General features: G+C 74.7%; 15 protein-coding genes. 5 read left to right on the top strand and 10 right to left on the bottom strand.

Annotation, left to right across the window (positions count from 1 at the left end; genetic code table 11):
* Positions 1-22: 22 nt before the first annotated feature.
* On the top strand, positions 23-1411 hold the full coding sequence (locus K8Z49_RS04830) for an RNA polymerase sigma factor (RefSeq protein WP_021596296.1): 1389 nt from the start codon (positions 23-25) through the stop codon (positions 1409-1411).
* A 76-nt stretch (positions 1412-1487) separates the two neighbouring features.
* Here K8Z49_RS04830 and K8Z49_RS04825 read toward each other — a convergent pair whose 3' ends face one another.
* The 3 genes from K8Z49_RS04825 to K8Z49_RS04815 all read right to left on the bottom strand — a co-directional run bounded on the left by K8Z49_RS04825 (position 1488) and on the right by K8Z49_RS04815 (position 4641).
* Positions 1488-2687: an esterase-like activity of phytase family protein gene (locus K8Z49_RS04825; protein ID WP_412517678.1), complete on the bottom strand. Its 1200-nt coding sequence runs from the start codon at positions 2685-2687 to the stop codon at positions 1488-1490.
* An 83-nt stretch (positions 2688-2770) separates the two neighbouring features.
* Positions 2771-3655, bottom strand: coding sequence for an ABC transporter permease (locus K8Z49_RS04820; RefSeq protein WP_024936032.1), 885 nt, complete (start codon positions 3653-3655; stop codon positions 2771-2773).
* Positions 3656-3657: 2 nt separating this feature from the next.
* Positions 3658-4641 carry a daunorubicin resistance protein DrrA family ABC transporter ATP-binding protein gene (locus K8Z49_RS04815; RefSeq protein ID WP_021600240.1) on the bottom strand — a complete coding sequence of 328 codons (984 nt, stop codon included), beginning with the start codon at positions 4639-4641 and terminating at the stop codon, positions 3658-3660.
* Between the two features lie 116 nt (positions 4642-4757).
* Between K8Z49_RS04815 and K8Z49_RS04810 the strand changes: the two genes are divergently transcribed.
* Complete coding sequence (locus tag K8Z49_RS04810; protein WP_021600241.1) at positions 4758-5267, top strand: MarR family winged helix-turn-helix transcriptional regulator; 510 nt, start codon at positions 4758-4760, stop codon at positions 5265-5267.
* Here K8Z49_RS04810 and K8Z49_RS04805 read toward each other — a convergent pair.
* The 4 genes from K8Z49_RS04805 to K8Z49_RS04790 form a co-directional block, all read right to left on the bottom strand.
* Positions 5219-5983 carry a sirohydrochlorin chelatase gene (locus tag K8Z49_RS04805; protein WP_412517677.1) on the bottom strand — a complete coding sequence of 255 codons (765 nt, stop codon included), beginning with the start codon at positions 5981-5983 and terminating at the stop codon, positions 5219-5221. The two genes, K8Z49_RS04810 and K8Z49_RS04805, sit on opposite strands and share 49 nt — an antisense overlap.
* Positions 5976-7190 carry a uroporphyrinogen-III synthase gene (locus tag K8Z49_RS04800; RefSeq protein WP_412517676.1) on the bottom strand — a complete coding sequence of 405 codons (1215 nt, stop codon included), beginning with the start codon at positions 7188-7190 and terminating at the stop codon, positions 5976-5978. The genes K8Z49_RS04805 and K8Z49_RS04800 overlap by 8 nt, the downstream gene beginning before the upstream one ends.
* Positions 7174-7566, bottom strand: a complete 393-nt coding sequence (nirD, locus tag K8Z49_RS04795) for a nitrite reductase small subunit NirD (RefSeq protein WP_412517675.1) — start codon at positions 7564-7566, stop codon at positions 7174-7176. Before nirD ends, K8Z49_RS04800 begins: the two co-directional genes overlap by 17 nt.
* Positions 7567-7654: 88 nt before the next feature.
* Positions 7655-9799: a molybdopterin oxidoreductase family protein gene (locus K8Z49_RS04790; RefSeq protein WP_412517674.1), complete on the bottom strand. Its 2145-nt coding sequence runs from the start codon at positions 9797-9799 to the stop codon at positions 7655-7657.
* A gap of 289 nt (positions 9800-10088) precedes the next feature.
* Between K8Z49_RS04790 and K8Z49_RS04785 the strand changes: the two genes are divergently transcribed.
* The gene (locus tag K8Z49_RS04785) at positions 10089-10598 is read left to right on the top strand and encodes an NUDIX domain-containing protein (protein WP_024936028.1); all 510 of its coding nucleotides are present in this window, start codon (positions 10089-10091) and stop codon (positions 10596-10598) included.
* Between the two features lie 38 nt (positions 10599-10636).
* On the opposite strand, the gene K8Z49_RS04780 is transcribed toward K8Z49_RS04785, so the two are convergent.
* Entirely contained in the window at positions 10637-10885 is a 249-nt protein-coding gene (locus K8Z49_RS04780; RefSeq protein WP_021598789.1) for a hypothetical protein, read from the bottom strand.
* A gap of 193 nt (positions 10886-11078) precedes the next feature.
* On the opposite strand from K8Z49_RS04780, the gene K8Z49_RS04775 reads away from it, so the two are divergent.
* The gene (locus K8Z49_RS04775) at positions 11079-12452 is read left to right on the top strand and encodes a nitrate/nitrite transporter (protein ID WP_021598788.1); all 1374 of its coding nucleotides are present in this window, start codon (positions 11079-11081) and stop codon (positions 12450-12452) included.
* Here K8Z49_RS04775 and K8Z49_RS04770 read toward each other — a convergent pair.
* Both K8Z49_RS04770 and K8Z49_RS04765 read right to left on the bottom strand, forming a co-directional pair.
* Positions 12400-13122, bottom strand: a complete 723-nt coding sequence (locus K8Z49_RS04770) for a maleylpyruvate isomerase N-terminal domain-containing protein (protein WP_021598787.1) — start codon at positions 13120-13122, stop codon at positions 12400-12402. The two genes, K8Z49_RS04775 and K8Z49_RS04770, sit on opposite strands and share 53 nt — an antisense overlap.
* Before the next feature lie 180 nt (positions 13123-13302).
* A complete protein-coding gene (locus tag K8Z49_RS04765) occupies positions 13303-13719 on the bottom strand; it encodes a plectin (RefSeq protein WP_075021816.1) in 417 nt (138 codons plus the stop codon).
* Between the two features lie 132 nt (positions 13720-13851).
* On the opposite strand from K8Z49_RS04765, the gene K8Z49_RS04760 reads away from it, so the two are divergent.
* Positions 13852-14418 carry a TetR/AcrR family transcriptional regulator gene (locus K8Z49_RS04760; RefSeq protein WP_024936027.1) on the top strand — a complete coding sequence of 189 codons (567 nt, stop codon included), beginning with the start codon at positions 13852-13854 and terminating at the stop codon, positions 14416-14418.
* The last annotated feature ends 12 nt before the right edge of the window (positions 14419-14430 follow it).

Here is a 14430-nt window from a genome sequence, read left to right as displayed (position 1 = left end):
CCGAAGGGAGGGGGGTGTCTCCATGCCGCGAAGCGCCGTCGAGACCCCGCTCACGGAGTCGGCGGGCCCCGCGCTCAACGACCTCCTGAAGCGTGGCCGTGCCCAAGGGCACCTCTCGCTCGACGAGGTGAGGGGGGCCTTCGAGTCCGCCGGGCTCAGCCCGGCCCAGGGCCGCTCGATCCTGCGCGAGCTGTCCGAGGCCGGCATCAGCCTGGCCGGCGAGTCCGACACCGCCCGCAAGCGGGCGGCCGCCGCCGACCACGCCGCCGACCACGCCACGGGGGAGACCGCCCAGAAGACGCCCGGCACCGCGAGGACCGCCGGGAAGCGCGCCTCCCGCAATGCCGCCGCGAAGACCGCCTCCCCCAAGGACGCCGGGACCGGCGAGTCCGCCGCCAGGGCGCCGCGGGCGGCCGCCCAGGCCGACGCCCCCGCCGACGGGGGGTTCGAGGTCACCGAGGTCGAGGCCGACGAGAGCCAGGCCGACCTGGACGACCAGACCACCGGGATGGGCGACTCCGTCCACACCTACCTCAAGGCGATCGGCCGCCGGCAGCTGCTCACCGCCGAGCAGGAGGTCGACCTCGCCAAGCGGATCGAGGCCGGCCTGTACGCCGAGTACAAGCTGGAGACCGAGGACCTCTCCCCCGCCCTGCGCGCCGACCTGGAGTGGGTCGCCGCCGACGGGCGCCGCGCCAAGGCCCACATGCTGGAGGCCAACCTCCGCCTCGTGGTGTCGGTCGCCAAGAAGTACTCCGACCGCGGCCTGTCGCTGCTGGACGTCGTCCAGGAGGGCAACCTCGGCCTGATCCGCGCCGTGGAGAAGTTCGACTACTCCAAGGGCTACAAGTTCTCCACCTACGCGATGTGGTGGATCCGGCAGGCCATACAGCGCGGGTTCGCCGACTCGGCCCGCACGATCCGGCTGCCCGTGCACGTGCTGGAGATGCTCAGCAAGCTGAGCCGCGTCGAGCGCGACATGCACCAGCGGCTCGGCCGCGAGCCGACCCCGGAGGAGCTGGCCGCCGAGCTCGACAAGAGCCCCGAGCAGGTCCGCGAGCTGCTGCGCACCAGCCGGCAGCCGATCAGCCTGGACTCCACCATCGGCGAGGACGGCGAGACCCGCATCGGCGACCTCATCGAGGACACCGACAGCCCCGAGGCGTCCGAGCTGGTGGACCGCCAGCTCATGGCCGACCAGCTGCGCCGCACCCTCGACATCCTGTCCCCGCGCGAGGCCAAGATCATGGCGATGCGGTTCGGGCTGTACGACGGGACGCCCCGCACGCTGGACGAGATCGGCAAGGCCCTCGGGCTGACCCGGGAGCGGATCCGCCAGCTGGAGAAGGAGTCGCTGTCCAAGCTGCGGCACCCCAGCAACGCGCGCCCGCTGCTCGACTTCGCCGTCTGAGGCGTCCCGCCGGCACGCGAAGGGCCCGCCCAGCCATCCCGGCTCGGCGGGCCCTTCGCGTTTCCCCGGGCGCGGGTCAGCAGCCCCGGACGGCGAACGCGAGGAACTGGGTGACCTCCCGGCGGTCGAAGTTGTCGTCCGAGCCGGCGACGAGCGTGCACTCGCCCGACCTCAGCCGCGGCCCCCACGCCAGCGCCTCCAGGTTCTGCTCGGGGGCGGCGTGGCGGCCGAGGTCGGCGACGAGCCGCTTGCGCACCGGACGGAACCGCACGCCCTCGCCGAGGCGGTCGCGGTGCAGCACGTCCGTGGCGCCCCGCACGTCGAACTCGTACAGCCTGTTCCGGTAGCCGACGCCCTCCAGCCAGGTCCGCTCCAGCGCCAGGAACCGGTGGCCGTCGACGGCGAGGATCTCCGAGACCCCGCTGTCGGCGATGCCCGAGGGCGGCCGCGGCGCGGCCGGGAGCCGGTCGACGGGGTAGGCGTACTGGGCGCGGACGCGGCCGGCGCGGCTCCAGAGCGTGAGCCGGGTGAGGGCGCCGTGCCCGGCGGCCGGCGGGGCCCCGTCCTCGTAGCGCGGCCCCTCGACCATCGCGGCGATGCCGTGGGAGGTGAAGGTCAGCGCCTCGAAGCCGGAGTTGCGGCGCGGGCCCCGGTGCTCCCCGGTGAGCCGCAGGCCCGGCGGCAGCGGCAACCGGCCGGCGTACCGGCCGTCCCGGGACGCCCAGCGCAGCGACATCTGCGACAGCGGGACGTCCGGGTGCGTCTCGTCGGGGCGGTCGCCCTCGCTGCCCCAGAGCACCCGCCGCGACCGCGGGTCGTACCGGATCGTCTCCGGGTCGACCGACCCGGGCTTGCCGAACCCCGGGTAGGGGCCGCCGTCCGGCCGCCTCAGCGTCGACACGCCGCTGATCCGCACACCGGTGAACGCGCCCGTCGCCGGGTCGATGTCGAGCCGCCCGGTGTAGAACCGCGCCGGGTCGTACCGCCACCGGTCGTCGGAGACGAAGTACCAGGTGCCGGTGCGCGGATCGCGGTCGAGGCCCGACAGCCCTCCGAGCGTGGTACCGGCGACCTTCGTCATGTGCGGGAGGCGCCGCTCGCCGAGGAACCGCGTGATCCGCAGCTCGTTCCGCACCGCCCGCGGCCCCGCCGCCGCGTCCGCGGCCCGCGCGGCGGTCCGCGCGTCCACGACCGCGGCACCCGCCATCGCCGCGAGCACGGCGGCCGTCGCCGCCGCCCCGCGCCACATCGTCCCGTCCCCGTTCAGATCGCCCATCGTCACCCTTCGCATCCGATCGAGCGCGCAGCGTCGCGCACGGTCAGTATGCGTCATCACGGCGGGTGACGGCGGCGGTTCCGTCAGTCGGCGCGGCGGAACTCCCAGATGGCCACGCCCATCAGGCCGACGCCCATGGCGAGGACGATGAGGAGCTCAAGCCAGATCGGCACGACCCAGCCGCCCCAGGTGACACCCGGGTCGAACGTCCGCATCAGCTCCGGCGAGACGTCCAGCCGGGTGAACACCGCGTGCCGCAGCGGATCGACCGCGTAGGTCAGCGGGTTGAAGCGGGTGAGAACGGTCAGCCAGGTCGGCAGCCCGCTCAGCGGGTACAGGGCGCCGGACAGGAACATCATCGGCATCATCGCCATCTGCATGAGGCCGAAGAACGACTGCATGCTGGTGATCCGCGCGGCCATCATGACGCCGAACCCGGTCAGGGCGAACGCCCCGAGGAACATGATGGCGAGCATCTCCAGCAGGAGCAGCGGGTCGTAGGGGACGCCGGCCAGGCCCGCCAGCAGCACGATCACCGCGCCCTGCAGGGTCGCCACCAGCGCGCCGCCGACGCACTTGCCGACCACGATCGCGCTGCGGCTGACGGGCGCGACGAGCATCTCGCGCAGGAACCCGAACTCGCGGTCCCACACGATCGACCCGGCGGAGAACATCGCGGTGAACATCACCGACATGGCGCACACGCCGGGGAAGATGAAGGTCTTCAGGTCGACGGTCCCGGCGGTGCCGCCGCCGCTGGCCATCAGGTTGGACAGGCCGGTGCCCATGACCAGCAGCCACAGCACCGGCTGGACGAGGCCCGACACCATCCGCAGCTTGTCGCGCCAGAACCGGATCAGCTCCCGGTGCAGGACGATCTTCACGGCGCGCAGGTCCTGCCGCAGGCCGCGCTCGGGCACCCGGACCCGGACGACCTCGGTCGCCGCCGGCTCGGCGGTGCTCGCCATGGTCACCTCCTCATCGCGCGCATCGCGGTGCGCATCCCGTCGCTCGCCGACGCCTCGGCGTCGCGGATCGTCGTGCCGGTGAACGACATGAACACATCGTCCAGCGAGGGCCGCGCCACGTTCACCGCCACGATCGGGACGCCCAGCTCGGCGAACAGCCGCGGCACGAACGCCTCTCCGGAGGCGACCGAGAACGTGACCGCGCCCTCCGACACCACCGCCTCCAGGCCGAACCGGTCCTTGATCGCCGCGATCGCCGCCTCGTCGTCGGCGGTCTGGATCCGGATCCGGTCCTCGCCGACGCCGGCCTTGAGCGCCTCGGGGGTGTCGAGCGCGACGATCCGCCCCGAATCCATGATCGCGATGCGCTCGCAGAACTCGGCCTCGTCCATGTAGTGCGTCGTCATGAAGATCGTGATCTCCTCGGCCGCCTGGAGCTGCCGGATGTACTCCCAGATCGACGCCCGGGTCTGCGGGTCGAGGCCGACGGTCGGCTCGTCCAGGAACAGCACCCGCGGCGAGTGCAGCAGGCCGCGGGCGATCTCCAGCCGGCGCTTCATGCCGCCGGAGAAGGTCTGCACCAGGTCGCCGCGCCGGTCCCACAGCCCGACCATCTCCAGGACCTGCCGGATGCGGCCAGCGGTCGCCGACCGCGGCACGCCGTACAGCTCGGCGTGGAAGCGCAGGTTCTGCTCCCCCGACAGGTACCCGTCGAGCGTCGGGTCCTGGAACACCAGGCCGATGTTGCGGCGCACGGCGTCGCGCTCGGTCACCACGTCGTGGCCCGCGACGCGCGCGCTGCCCCCGCTCGGGCGCAGCAGCGTGCAGAGCATGTTGATGGTCGTGGATTTGCCCGCGCCGTTCGGGCCGAGGAAACCGAAGATCTCTCCCGGCCGCACCGAGAGCTCGATCCCCCGCACGGCCTCCACGTCGCCGAACCTCTTCGTCAGGCCGTCGACCTCGACGGCCGGTCCCCCGTCCGGCATGGGGCCTCCCTCCGCGTGGAGCACGAGCCCATGTTTTGGGCCATCCAACGTTAGGTGTACCCTATCTCTCACGTCAAGAGAGATTAGAAGCGCCAACGAAGTCCGAGGAGCCGGACGTGGAGGACCGCCCCGATCCGCTGTACGACTCGCCGACCTACCTCATGTTCGAGACGGTGCGGCTCGTCCGGCGCACCGCGACGCGGATGTTCCCCGGCCAGCCGCGGCTGCCGCACCTGCTCGTCCTGTGGTGCGCGGCGCGGCACGGGCCGCTGTCGCAGCGCGAGGTCGCCGAGCGGCTGCGGATGGACGCCGGCGACCTCGTCGGCATCGTGGACGCCCTGGAGGACGCCGGCCACGTCCGGCGCCGCCGCGACCCCGAGGACCGGCGGCGCTACGCGCTGGAGGCAACCGAGGACGGCCGGCTCAAGCTCGGCGAGGCCCTGGACGCCCGCGTCCGCCTCAACGAGATGCTGTTCGAACCGCTGTCACCGGAGGAGCGGCACCTGTTCCGGGACATGCTGCTGCGGATCCTCGCCCATCACGACGAGCGGTTCACCGGCGCTCTGGAACCGCCCGGTCAGCAGACCGGCACCGGGGTCTCGAGCCGCAGCCGCGCCTCGTCGTAGCGGCGCAGCACCAGCCGCGCGGCGGCCGTGTGCGCGCCGACGGGCGGCGCGACGGCGTCGGCGCCGCAGGCCGCCATGCGGTCGTGGAAGCGGCCGGGCGCCAGCAGGTAGGACGCCACCGCCACGCGCCGGGCGCCGCCCGCGCGCAGACCCGCGACGACCTCGTCCAGCGACGGGCCGCCCGCCGCGACGAACCCGCAAGGGACGGGCCGCCCCAGCCGCCGCGCCAGCAGGCGGGCGGCCCTCCGCACGTCGGCGATGCCCGCCGGATCGGCGGACCCCGCCGCGCCCAGGACGACGGCGTCCGGACGGCGCGACGGGGCCCGGTCCTCCCCTCCACGGGGAGACGGTCCCCCGCGCTCCCCGGCCGGGCGGGCCGGTGCCGCCAGCCGGTCGGCCAGCGCGCCCGCCAGTAGCGCGTCCGGGCCGAGCGGCCGGGAGGTCACCGATCCCGGCAGCAGCCGCCCCGCCCGGTCGGGGATGTCGATGAGCGCGTGGTAGCCGCGCGCCAGCATCAGCGGGACGACGACCACCGGGCCGCCGCGCAGCCCGCGGGCCGCGTCCTCCAGCGACGGCCGCGACAGCTCGCCGTAGGCCTCGGCGACCCGCAGCCCCGGCCGCATCGCCCGCACCCGGGCGAGCAGCGCGCCGACGACGGCGGGCCCGGCCGGATCGCGGGTACCGTGCGCGACGGCCAGCAGGGCGGGCTCAGCCACCGGCGCCCGCCGCGAGCCGGTCGGCCAGGCGCGGGTCGCACGCCAGCCGGTAGCCGCGCTTGACGACCGTCTCGACGATGCCGGGGCGGCCGAGGCCGCGCCGCAGCCGCGCCACCGCCATCTCCACCGCGTGCTCGTCGGCCTGCGGGCGGGCCTCCCGCGGCCGCCCGTCCCGCGTCCAGGCGTCCCTGCCCGCGGGCGCGCCGACCAGCCGGCTCGGCAGGACCCCGCACAGCTCGGCCCGCGACACCACGTGCCCGGGACGCCGCGCGAGCGCCCGCAGGATCGCCATCGGCGCGGGCGCGATGGGCCGCAGCTGGCCGTCCAGGACGACGGCGTGCCCGCGCAGCTCCAGCGAGAACCCGCGCACCGACAGCCGCCGGGACCGGCGCCTCGGCAGGTCCGAGACCAGGGCCCGCACGAGCGCGCCCAGCCTGGCGCGCTCGGGCTGGACGGTGGGGACGTCGCGGTCGGTGAGCGCCTGCGCGGTCACCGGGCCGACGCACGCCGCGACGACCTGGGTGCGCATCGCCTCCAGCAGGGCCTCCTCCAGCCCGTCCTCGGCGGCGACGGCCAGCGTCGCGGCGACCGCGGGCGCGCTGGTGAACGTGATGGCGTCGACCGTGCCGGCGACCGCCTGCCCGACGAGCCGGCGCAGCGGCGTGGAGTCCTCCGACCGCGACCAGCGGTACACCGGGATCTCGATCACCTCGGCGCCGGCGCCGCGCAGCGCGCCGGTCAGCTCCGGCTCCCGCTCCCCGTACAGCTGGACCGCGACCCGCGCCCCGGCCAGGTCCTTCTCCAGCAGGTGGCGGATGACCTCGGCGCACTCCTCCGACTCCGGCGACCAGCGCTCCTGCAGGCCCTCCGAGCGGATCGCGCCGCGCGCCTTCGGCCCCCGCGCCACGATGTCGGTCTCGGCGAGCCGGGCGATCAGCCCGTCGCGCAGCCCGTGCCCGTCGGCGGCCTCCAGCCACGCCCGGAACCCGATCCCGGTCGTGACGACGACGTGGTCGAGGGAGGCGTCGACGCACGCGCGGGTGGCCTCCAGGAGCTCGGTGTCGTCGGCGAGCGGGACCAGCCGGATGGCGGGGGCGAGCACGACCCTGGCGCCGCGCCGCTCCAGCAGCGTCGCGAGCTCCTCGTGGCGGCGGGCCGCGGTCACGCCCACGGCGAACCCGGCCAGCGGCTCACTGCCGGTGCTCATCGGTGAGCGCCACCTCCACCCGGTCGCCGGCGCGGCGGACCGGGAAGGCCGGCACCGCCACCCGCGGATCGTCCAGGCAGGTCCCGGTGCGCAGGTCGAACACCTGCTTGTACATGGGGGACGCGACGGTGGGCGTCCCGTGCCGGGTGCCGAGGATCCCCCGCGACAGCACGCACGCGCCGCTGAACGGGTCGAGGTTCGACAGCGCGTACAGGGTGCCGTCGAAGGTCCGGAAGATCGCCACCTGCGTGCCCTGCACCATCGCGCAGGCGCCGCGCTCGGGAGTCAGCGCGGCGTAGGAGCAGATGTCGAACCACCGGACCGCGGGCCGGACCGCCCGCTCCCTGACGATCGTCGCATCGGGTGAAGTGGTCATCGCGCGGCAACCTCCTGGCGGGAACTGTCGATGGTCCGATCCTCGGCAGAGGCCGTTTCGCGGTTGGGTCCCCTTTGTCACCGGCGTGTTAAAAGGGGCTCACGGCCGGCGCCGGGGACGCGCCGGCGGAACGCGGCCCGGCGTCCTCCTCGCCCTGCTCGACCGGGGCCAGCCGGACGGCGCAGACCTTGAACTCCGGCATCCGCGACACCGGGTCCAGCGCGGGGTTGGTCAGCAGGTTCGCGCGCCCCTCCCCGGCCCAGTGGAACGGGATGAAGACGGTGTCGTCGCGGATCGCGTCGGTGAGCCGCGCCCGGACGGTCGCCGCGCCCCTGCGGCTCTGCACCCGCACCTCGGCGCCGTCCTCGATGCCGAGGCGCCCGGCCAGGTCGGGGTGCAGCTCGACGAAGGCCCCGGGCGCCGCCTCGGCCAGCTGCCGGACGCGCCTGGTCTGCGCGCCCGACTGGTACTGCGCCAGGACCCGACCGGTCGTCAGGTACACGGGGAAGTCGGCGTCCACGTCCTCCGCGGCGCCGTGATGCTCGACCGGGACGAACCGGGCCCGCCCGTCCGGGGTGGCGAAGCGGTCCAGGTAGGGGCGCGGCGTCCCCGGGTGGCCGGCGGACGGGCACGGCCAGAACACCCCGCCCTCGGCCTCGATCCGCTCGTAGGTGATGCCGGAGTAGTCGGCGGCGCCGCCGGCGCTGGCGCGGCGCAGCTCGCCGAACACCGCCTCGGGGTCGGTGCTCCACTCCCCCGGCGCCGCCAGCCTCCCGGCGAGCGCGCCCAGGACCTCCAGGTCGGTGCGGACGCCGTCCGGTGGCCGGACGGCGCGCCGCCGGCGCAGCACCCGGCCCTCCAGGTTCGTCATCGTCCCCGACTCCTCGGCCCACTGCGCGACCGGCAGGACCACGTCGGCGCGCCGCGCGGTCTCCGACGGCACGAAGTCGGCGACCACCAGCAGGTCGAGCGCGCCGAGCCGCTCCTCCACGGCCGCGGCCCGCGGCGCCGACACGACCGGGTTGGACCCGAACAGCAGCAGCGCCTTCGGCCCGTCGGCGGTGCCGAGCGCCGACAGCAGCTCGTAGGCCGACCGCCCGGGTCCCGGCAGCGAGCCGGGATCGACGCCCCAGACCCGCGCGACGTGCGCGCGGGCCGCCGGGTCGTCGATCCTGCGGTAGCCGGGCAGCTGGTCGGCCTTCTGCCCGTGCTCGCGCCCGCCCTGGCCGTTGCCCTGCCCGGTCAGGCAGCCGTACCCGGAGCCCTCGCGGCCCGGCAGCCCGAGCGCGAGGGCCAGGTTGATGAAGGCGCCGACCATGTCGGTGCCGCGCGCGTGCTGCTCGGCGCCCCGCGCGGTGAGGACGTGGGCGCGGCCGGCGCGGGCGAGCAGCCGGACGGCCTCGCGCATCAGCGGGACGGGCACCCCGGTGATCCGCTCGGCCCGGTCCGGCCAGTAGGCGTTCACGACCGTCCGGACGGCGTCGAACCCGGCGGTGCGGGAGGCGATGTACTCCTCGTCGGCGAGGCCCTCGGCGAGCGCCAGGTGCAGCAGCCCGTTGGCGAGGGCGATGTCGGTGCCGGGCGTCGGCTGCAGGTGCAGGTCGGCCTGCCGGGCGGTGGCGGTGCGGCGCGGGTCGACGACGATGAGGGCGCCGCCGCCCTCGCGCATCTCGGTCAGGTGCCGCATGAACGGCGGCATCGTCTCGGCGACGTTGCCGCCCGCGAGCAGGACCGCGCCGGACGCCGCCAGGTCGGTGACCGGTCCGGGCAGCCCGCGGTCCATCCCGAACGCCCGCGCGGACGCCGCCGCGGCCGACGACATGCAGAACCGGCCGTTGTAGTCGATCTGGGACGTGCCGAGCGCGACGCGGGCGAACTTGCCGAGCTGGTAGGCCTTCTCGTTCGTCAGCCCCCCGCCGCCGAACACCGCGACGGCGTCGGGGCCGTGCCGGTCCCGCAGCCGCGTGATGCCGGCGGCGATCCGGTCGAGCGCCTCGTCCCACGTGCAGGGCTCCAGCGGCGCCGTCCGGCTCCGGCGCATCATCGGGGTGGTCAGCCGGTCGGGGACGGTGAGCAGCTCCGCCGCCGTCCAGCCCTTCTGGCACAGCCCGCCCCGGTTGGCCGGCACGTCGTCGCGGGGCGCCACCCGCAGACCGCCCACGTCCTTCTCGTCCCGCAGCGTCATGCCGCATTGCAGGGCACAGTACGGGCAGTGCGTCGGAGTCCCGATCATGCGCCGAGACTCGGCGGGCGCCGTTTCGCCGGCGAGTCCCGGAGGTGACTCCGGCGTTAAATGCGCTTCACCCCCGCGCGTCCGCCGAGGTCAAAAGCCCAGCATGGCGGCGCCCCGGCGACCTTGACGAACGCGTGTCAAGCGTTGTCGAGCCCTGTCATGGCCCTTTCGTCGTCATTTGCCCGCCTATCGAACGGATTCATGGTGACCCGGCGATCTCGCGGTGAATGCGGGCGCCGCCCCGGTACGCCCCGGATCATCGCACGGTGATCACGCCTAACCTCGGTACATGCCCGACCTTGCCTACTACGCCTCCCTGCCGCGCGCCCGCGGCGCCGCGGCGGCCCTGCTCCTGGACGAACTCGGGCGGGTCCTGCTGGTCAAACCCACCTACAGCGAGGGCTGGTACCTCCCCGGCGGGGTGATCGAGGCCGACGAGTCCCCGCTGTCGGCGTGCGTGCGCGAATGCGAGGAGGAGCTCGGCCTCGTCCCCCGGCTCGACGGCCTGGCCTGCGTCGACTGGGGCCCCCCGCGCGACGACGGCGTGGACGCCGTCAACGTCTTCGTCTTCCACGGCGCCATCACCGGCGAGCAGATCGCCGCGATCCGGCTGCCGCCCGAGGAGCTGTCCGACCACATGCTGGTGGCGCCGGAGAAGGTCCCCGAGCTGGCGCCGCCGCACGTGGCCCGCCGGATGGACCCCAGCCTGCGGGCCATGTCCACCGGCCGCGCCGTCTACCTGGAGGACGGCCGCGAGCAGCCGTTCGGCGCCCCCGCCCCCGAACCCGGCGCCGCCTGAGCCCGGCGCCCGAGCCGAGCCCCGCTCACACCGGGACGCTACGCCGGGACCGCGTCCTGGATCGAGCGGGCGCGCTCGGGCTGCTCGGCGCGGGCGCAGTGGGCGCAGCAGTAGAAGTGCCCGCCCACGTCCACGCCGTGCCCCATGATGCGGCACTGGCAGTGCTCGCAGATCGGCGCCATCTTCGTGACCGCGCACTCGAACGAGTCGAACGTGTGCACCTCGCCCTGCGCGTGCACCTCGAACGCCATCGCGTAGTCGTTGCCGCAGACCTCGCAGGTCGCCATCGCTCCAGTCTCCGTTCCCCCGCCGCCCTCGCGGTCCGGTCCTACCCTGACCGGCCCCGCTCTACCCCGCACCTCACAGCCCGGCGGGACACGCTGTGCAGCGGAGTTATCACTGCCGTATGACCGGACACACACGTGCGAAACGCCGGATTCCTACGGTCGGGCCGTCCGAGCGACCCAAGGAGACCGCCTGATGACCGTCACCACCGAAACCGCGCGCCCCGGACGGGCACCTACCCTGAAGGGACGCTGGATCGACGACTGGCGGCCCGAGGACCCCGAGTTCTGGGCGGCCGGCGGCGCCCGGACCGCCCGCCGCAACCTCATCTTCTCGATCTTCTCCGAGCACATCGGCTTCTCGGTGTGGACGCTGTGGTCGGTGATCGTGCTGTTCCTCGGCCCCGCCTACGGCATCGACCCGGCCGGGAAGTTCACCCTCACCGCCGTGCCCGCGCTGATCGGATCCGCGCTGCGGATCCCCTACACCTTCGCCGTCGCCCGCTTCGGCGGCCGCAACTGGACGATCTTCAGCGCGGCGCTGCTGCTCGTCCCGGCCGTCCTCGCCGCGTTCCTCATCGAGCCGGGCGTCTCGTTCACCACCCTGCTGCTCCTCGCCGCCGTCGCCGGCGTCGGCGGCGGCAACTTCGCGTCCTCGATGGCCAACATCAACGCGTTCTACCCGCAGCGGCTCAAGGGCTGGGCGCTCGGGATCAACGCGGGCGGCGGCAACCTCGGCGTCGCCGTCGTCCAGCTCGTCGGGCTGCTCGTCCTCGCCACCGCCGGCAGGGACCACCCCGGCCTCGTCGCGGGCGTCTACATCCCGCTCATCGTCCTCGCCGCCCTCGGCTCCGCGCTCTACATGGACAACCTCTCGCACGCCCGCAACGACCGGCGCGCCATGCGGGACGTCTGCAAGGACGCGCACACCTGGATCATGTCGGTGCTCTACATCGGCACGTTCGGGTCGTTCATCGGGTTCGGCTTCGCGTTCGGGCAGGTCCTGCAGGTGCAGTTCAAGGCCGACTTCGACACCCCGATCAAGGCCGCCTACCTGACGTTCCTCGGCCCCCTGCTCGGTTCGCTGATCCGCCCGGCCGGCGGCTGGCTCGCCGACCGGGTCGGCGGCGCCCGGGTCACCTTCTGGACGTTCGTCGCGATGGCCGCCTCCGCGGGCCTCGTGCTGGCCGCCTCGCAGAGCGGATCCCTCGCCCTCTTCCTCACCGGGTTCGTGCTGCTGTTCGTCTTCAGCGGCGTCGGCAACGGCTCCACCTACAAGATGATCCCGGCGATCTTCCGGGCGAAGGCCCAGCTCGGCGTCGCCAACGGCGGCGACCCGGTGGCCGCCGAGCACGAGGCCCGCCGCCTCGCCGGCGCGCTGATCGGCATCGCGGGCGCCGTCGGGGCGTTCGGCGGCGTCCTGGTCAACGTCGCCTTCCGGCAGTCGTTCCTCACCTACGGGACCGGCGACGGCGCCTACGTCGCGTTCATCGCCTTCTACGGCCTGTGCTGCGTCCTCACCTGGCTGGTCTACCTGCGGATCCGCCCGGGGAAGCCGGCGGGCGTCTGACCGCCTGCCGCCCCGCGCGGCGCCGCCGCGTCCGGCCGGGCCCCTCACCGGGGTCCGGCCAGCGCGGCGAGCGGCCCGACGAGCGCAGCACCGCCTCCCACGCGTCCCCCCGCTCCAGCGGCAGGTGCGGGACGCCCCAGTGCCACGCCGACACCAGCAGGTCCGGGTCCCGCGGCCGGTAGTCCGCCCCGGCCGCGCGGGCCATGTCCCAGGCGTGCAGGTGCCACTCCACGCAGGCCGCGCCCGCGTGGTCGCCGACGGTGTACTTGGTGCCGCGGTAGATCAGATGCGTCCGGTCCCACATGTCGGGCATCAGGTCGGCGTAGGCGCCCGCCGACACCCCGAACGCCAGGATCCGGTCCGGGCCCGGGTCCGGCGGGAGCACCGCCAGCTCCGCCGCGTTCTGCCGCGCCTGCTGCCTGATCAGCACCGCGGTGGCCGCGTCCTGCGCGAACAGCTTCGCCAGCCGGCTGTCGGGCGCGTCCTGGAGGTACTCCAGGAAGTTCTCCGCCACGCACCGCAGGTGCCCCGCGAGATCGATCAGCCGCCAGTCCGCGCAGGGCGTGGGCGCGTCCCAGTCCGCGACGGCCTCCGCCAGCGCCCGGATCGCCCGCACCCCGTCCTGGTAGGACTCGAGTACGCGGCACCGGTCCGGCGGCGTGCGCTCCACCTGACTTCCCCCAACGTCCAGAGCACCGTGTGCCCTCCCCGCCGGGCGCGACCGCGCGCACGCCACGCCGGTGCGGCGTGCGGAGCGGGGCGCCCCCGGCGTTCCCCGAGAGGGCAGACTGTCAAAGATCGGCGGCCGCTGCCACCGGGTGGCGCTGTGTCGTCACACGCCGGGAACCTCTCAGACGCGCACCGCCGGGCGCGTCCGAAAGGCGAGCCGGTGCGCCTCGCGGGCGGTGCGCAGCCGGTCGACCTCGTCCGTCCACGGGCGCACCGCCGGGCGCGCCTTGGCCTTGCGGTAGGCGAGCTCCGCGGCGCGGCGGGCCTTGGCGTCCTGCGCCTCCGTCACGTACGTCCGCGGGCCCGCCGCGACCCGTTCGGCCGCCTCCGCGGCGGCGAGCACGGCCGTCAGCGCCTTGTCGAAGGCGAGCGTCAGCTCGCTCAGCTCCGGCTCGGGCGCGTTCGCGGCCTGCGCGTCCCGCAGCGCCCGCTCCGCCTCGCCCGCCGCCGCGAGCCGCTCGTCGTACTCGGCGGCCAGCCGCTGGTCGGCCTCGTACGGCTCCGCGACGTCCTTGCTCACCCGGCGGCCCAGCGGCATGGTGGTACTCCCTCGACGGTCGTGCGATGTCCGGTCCTGCTGTGTTCGATCGAGGTAAGCGTACGCGGCGGTCAGGCGTGTTGTGACGGTGGACACCCGGCTTCGGCCCTTTACGTAGTAAGGTGCATGCTCATGGTCCGGCAGCCCAGCATCAACGCCCAGCACCGCGCCCCGCTCACCACCGAGCGGATCATCGAGGCGGCGCTCCAGATCGTGGACGGCCAGGGACTCGGCCGCCTCACCATGCGCCGCCTCGGCGACGCGCTGGAGGTCGAGGCGATGGCGATCTACCACCACCTCCCGCGCGGCAAGGAGCAGCTCCTGGACGGCCTCGTCGCGCACGTCGCCTCCTCCCCCGCCGCCGAGGCGGCCGCCGGCCCCTGGCAGGACGCGCTGCGCGCGTGGGCCCGCGACTACCGGGACCGGCTGCTCGCGCACGCCGGCGTCCTGCCGCTGGTCGTCACGCGCCGCAACCCGGCCGCGCTCACCGCGACGGCCGCCTCCCTGCGGGAGGTGCTGCGCCGCGGCGGCGTCCCCGAGGACCCGGCCGCGGTCGCCGCCCACGCCCTGCTCGGCTACGTGATCGGCCACACCGCCCTGGAGGTGCGCGGCACCGCCGAGGACGGCGCCGACCGCGCGGTCGACTGGGACGCCCGGTTCGCCGCCGGCCTCGACCTCGTGATCGCCGGCGTCCGCTGACCCGCGGCCGCC

Origin of the sequence: Actinomadura madurae, assembly GCF_047130825.1 — a bacterium.
Taxonomy (GTDB): Bacteria; Actinomycetota; Actinomycetes; order Streptosporangiales; family Streptosporangiaceae; genus Spirillospora; species Spirillospora madurae.
This window is presented reverse-complemented; position numbering and strand designations above follow the sequence as displayed.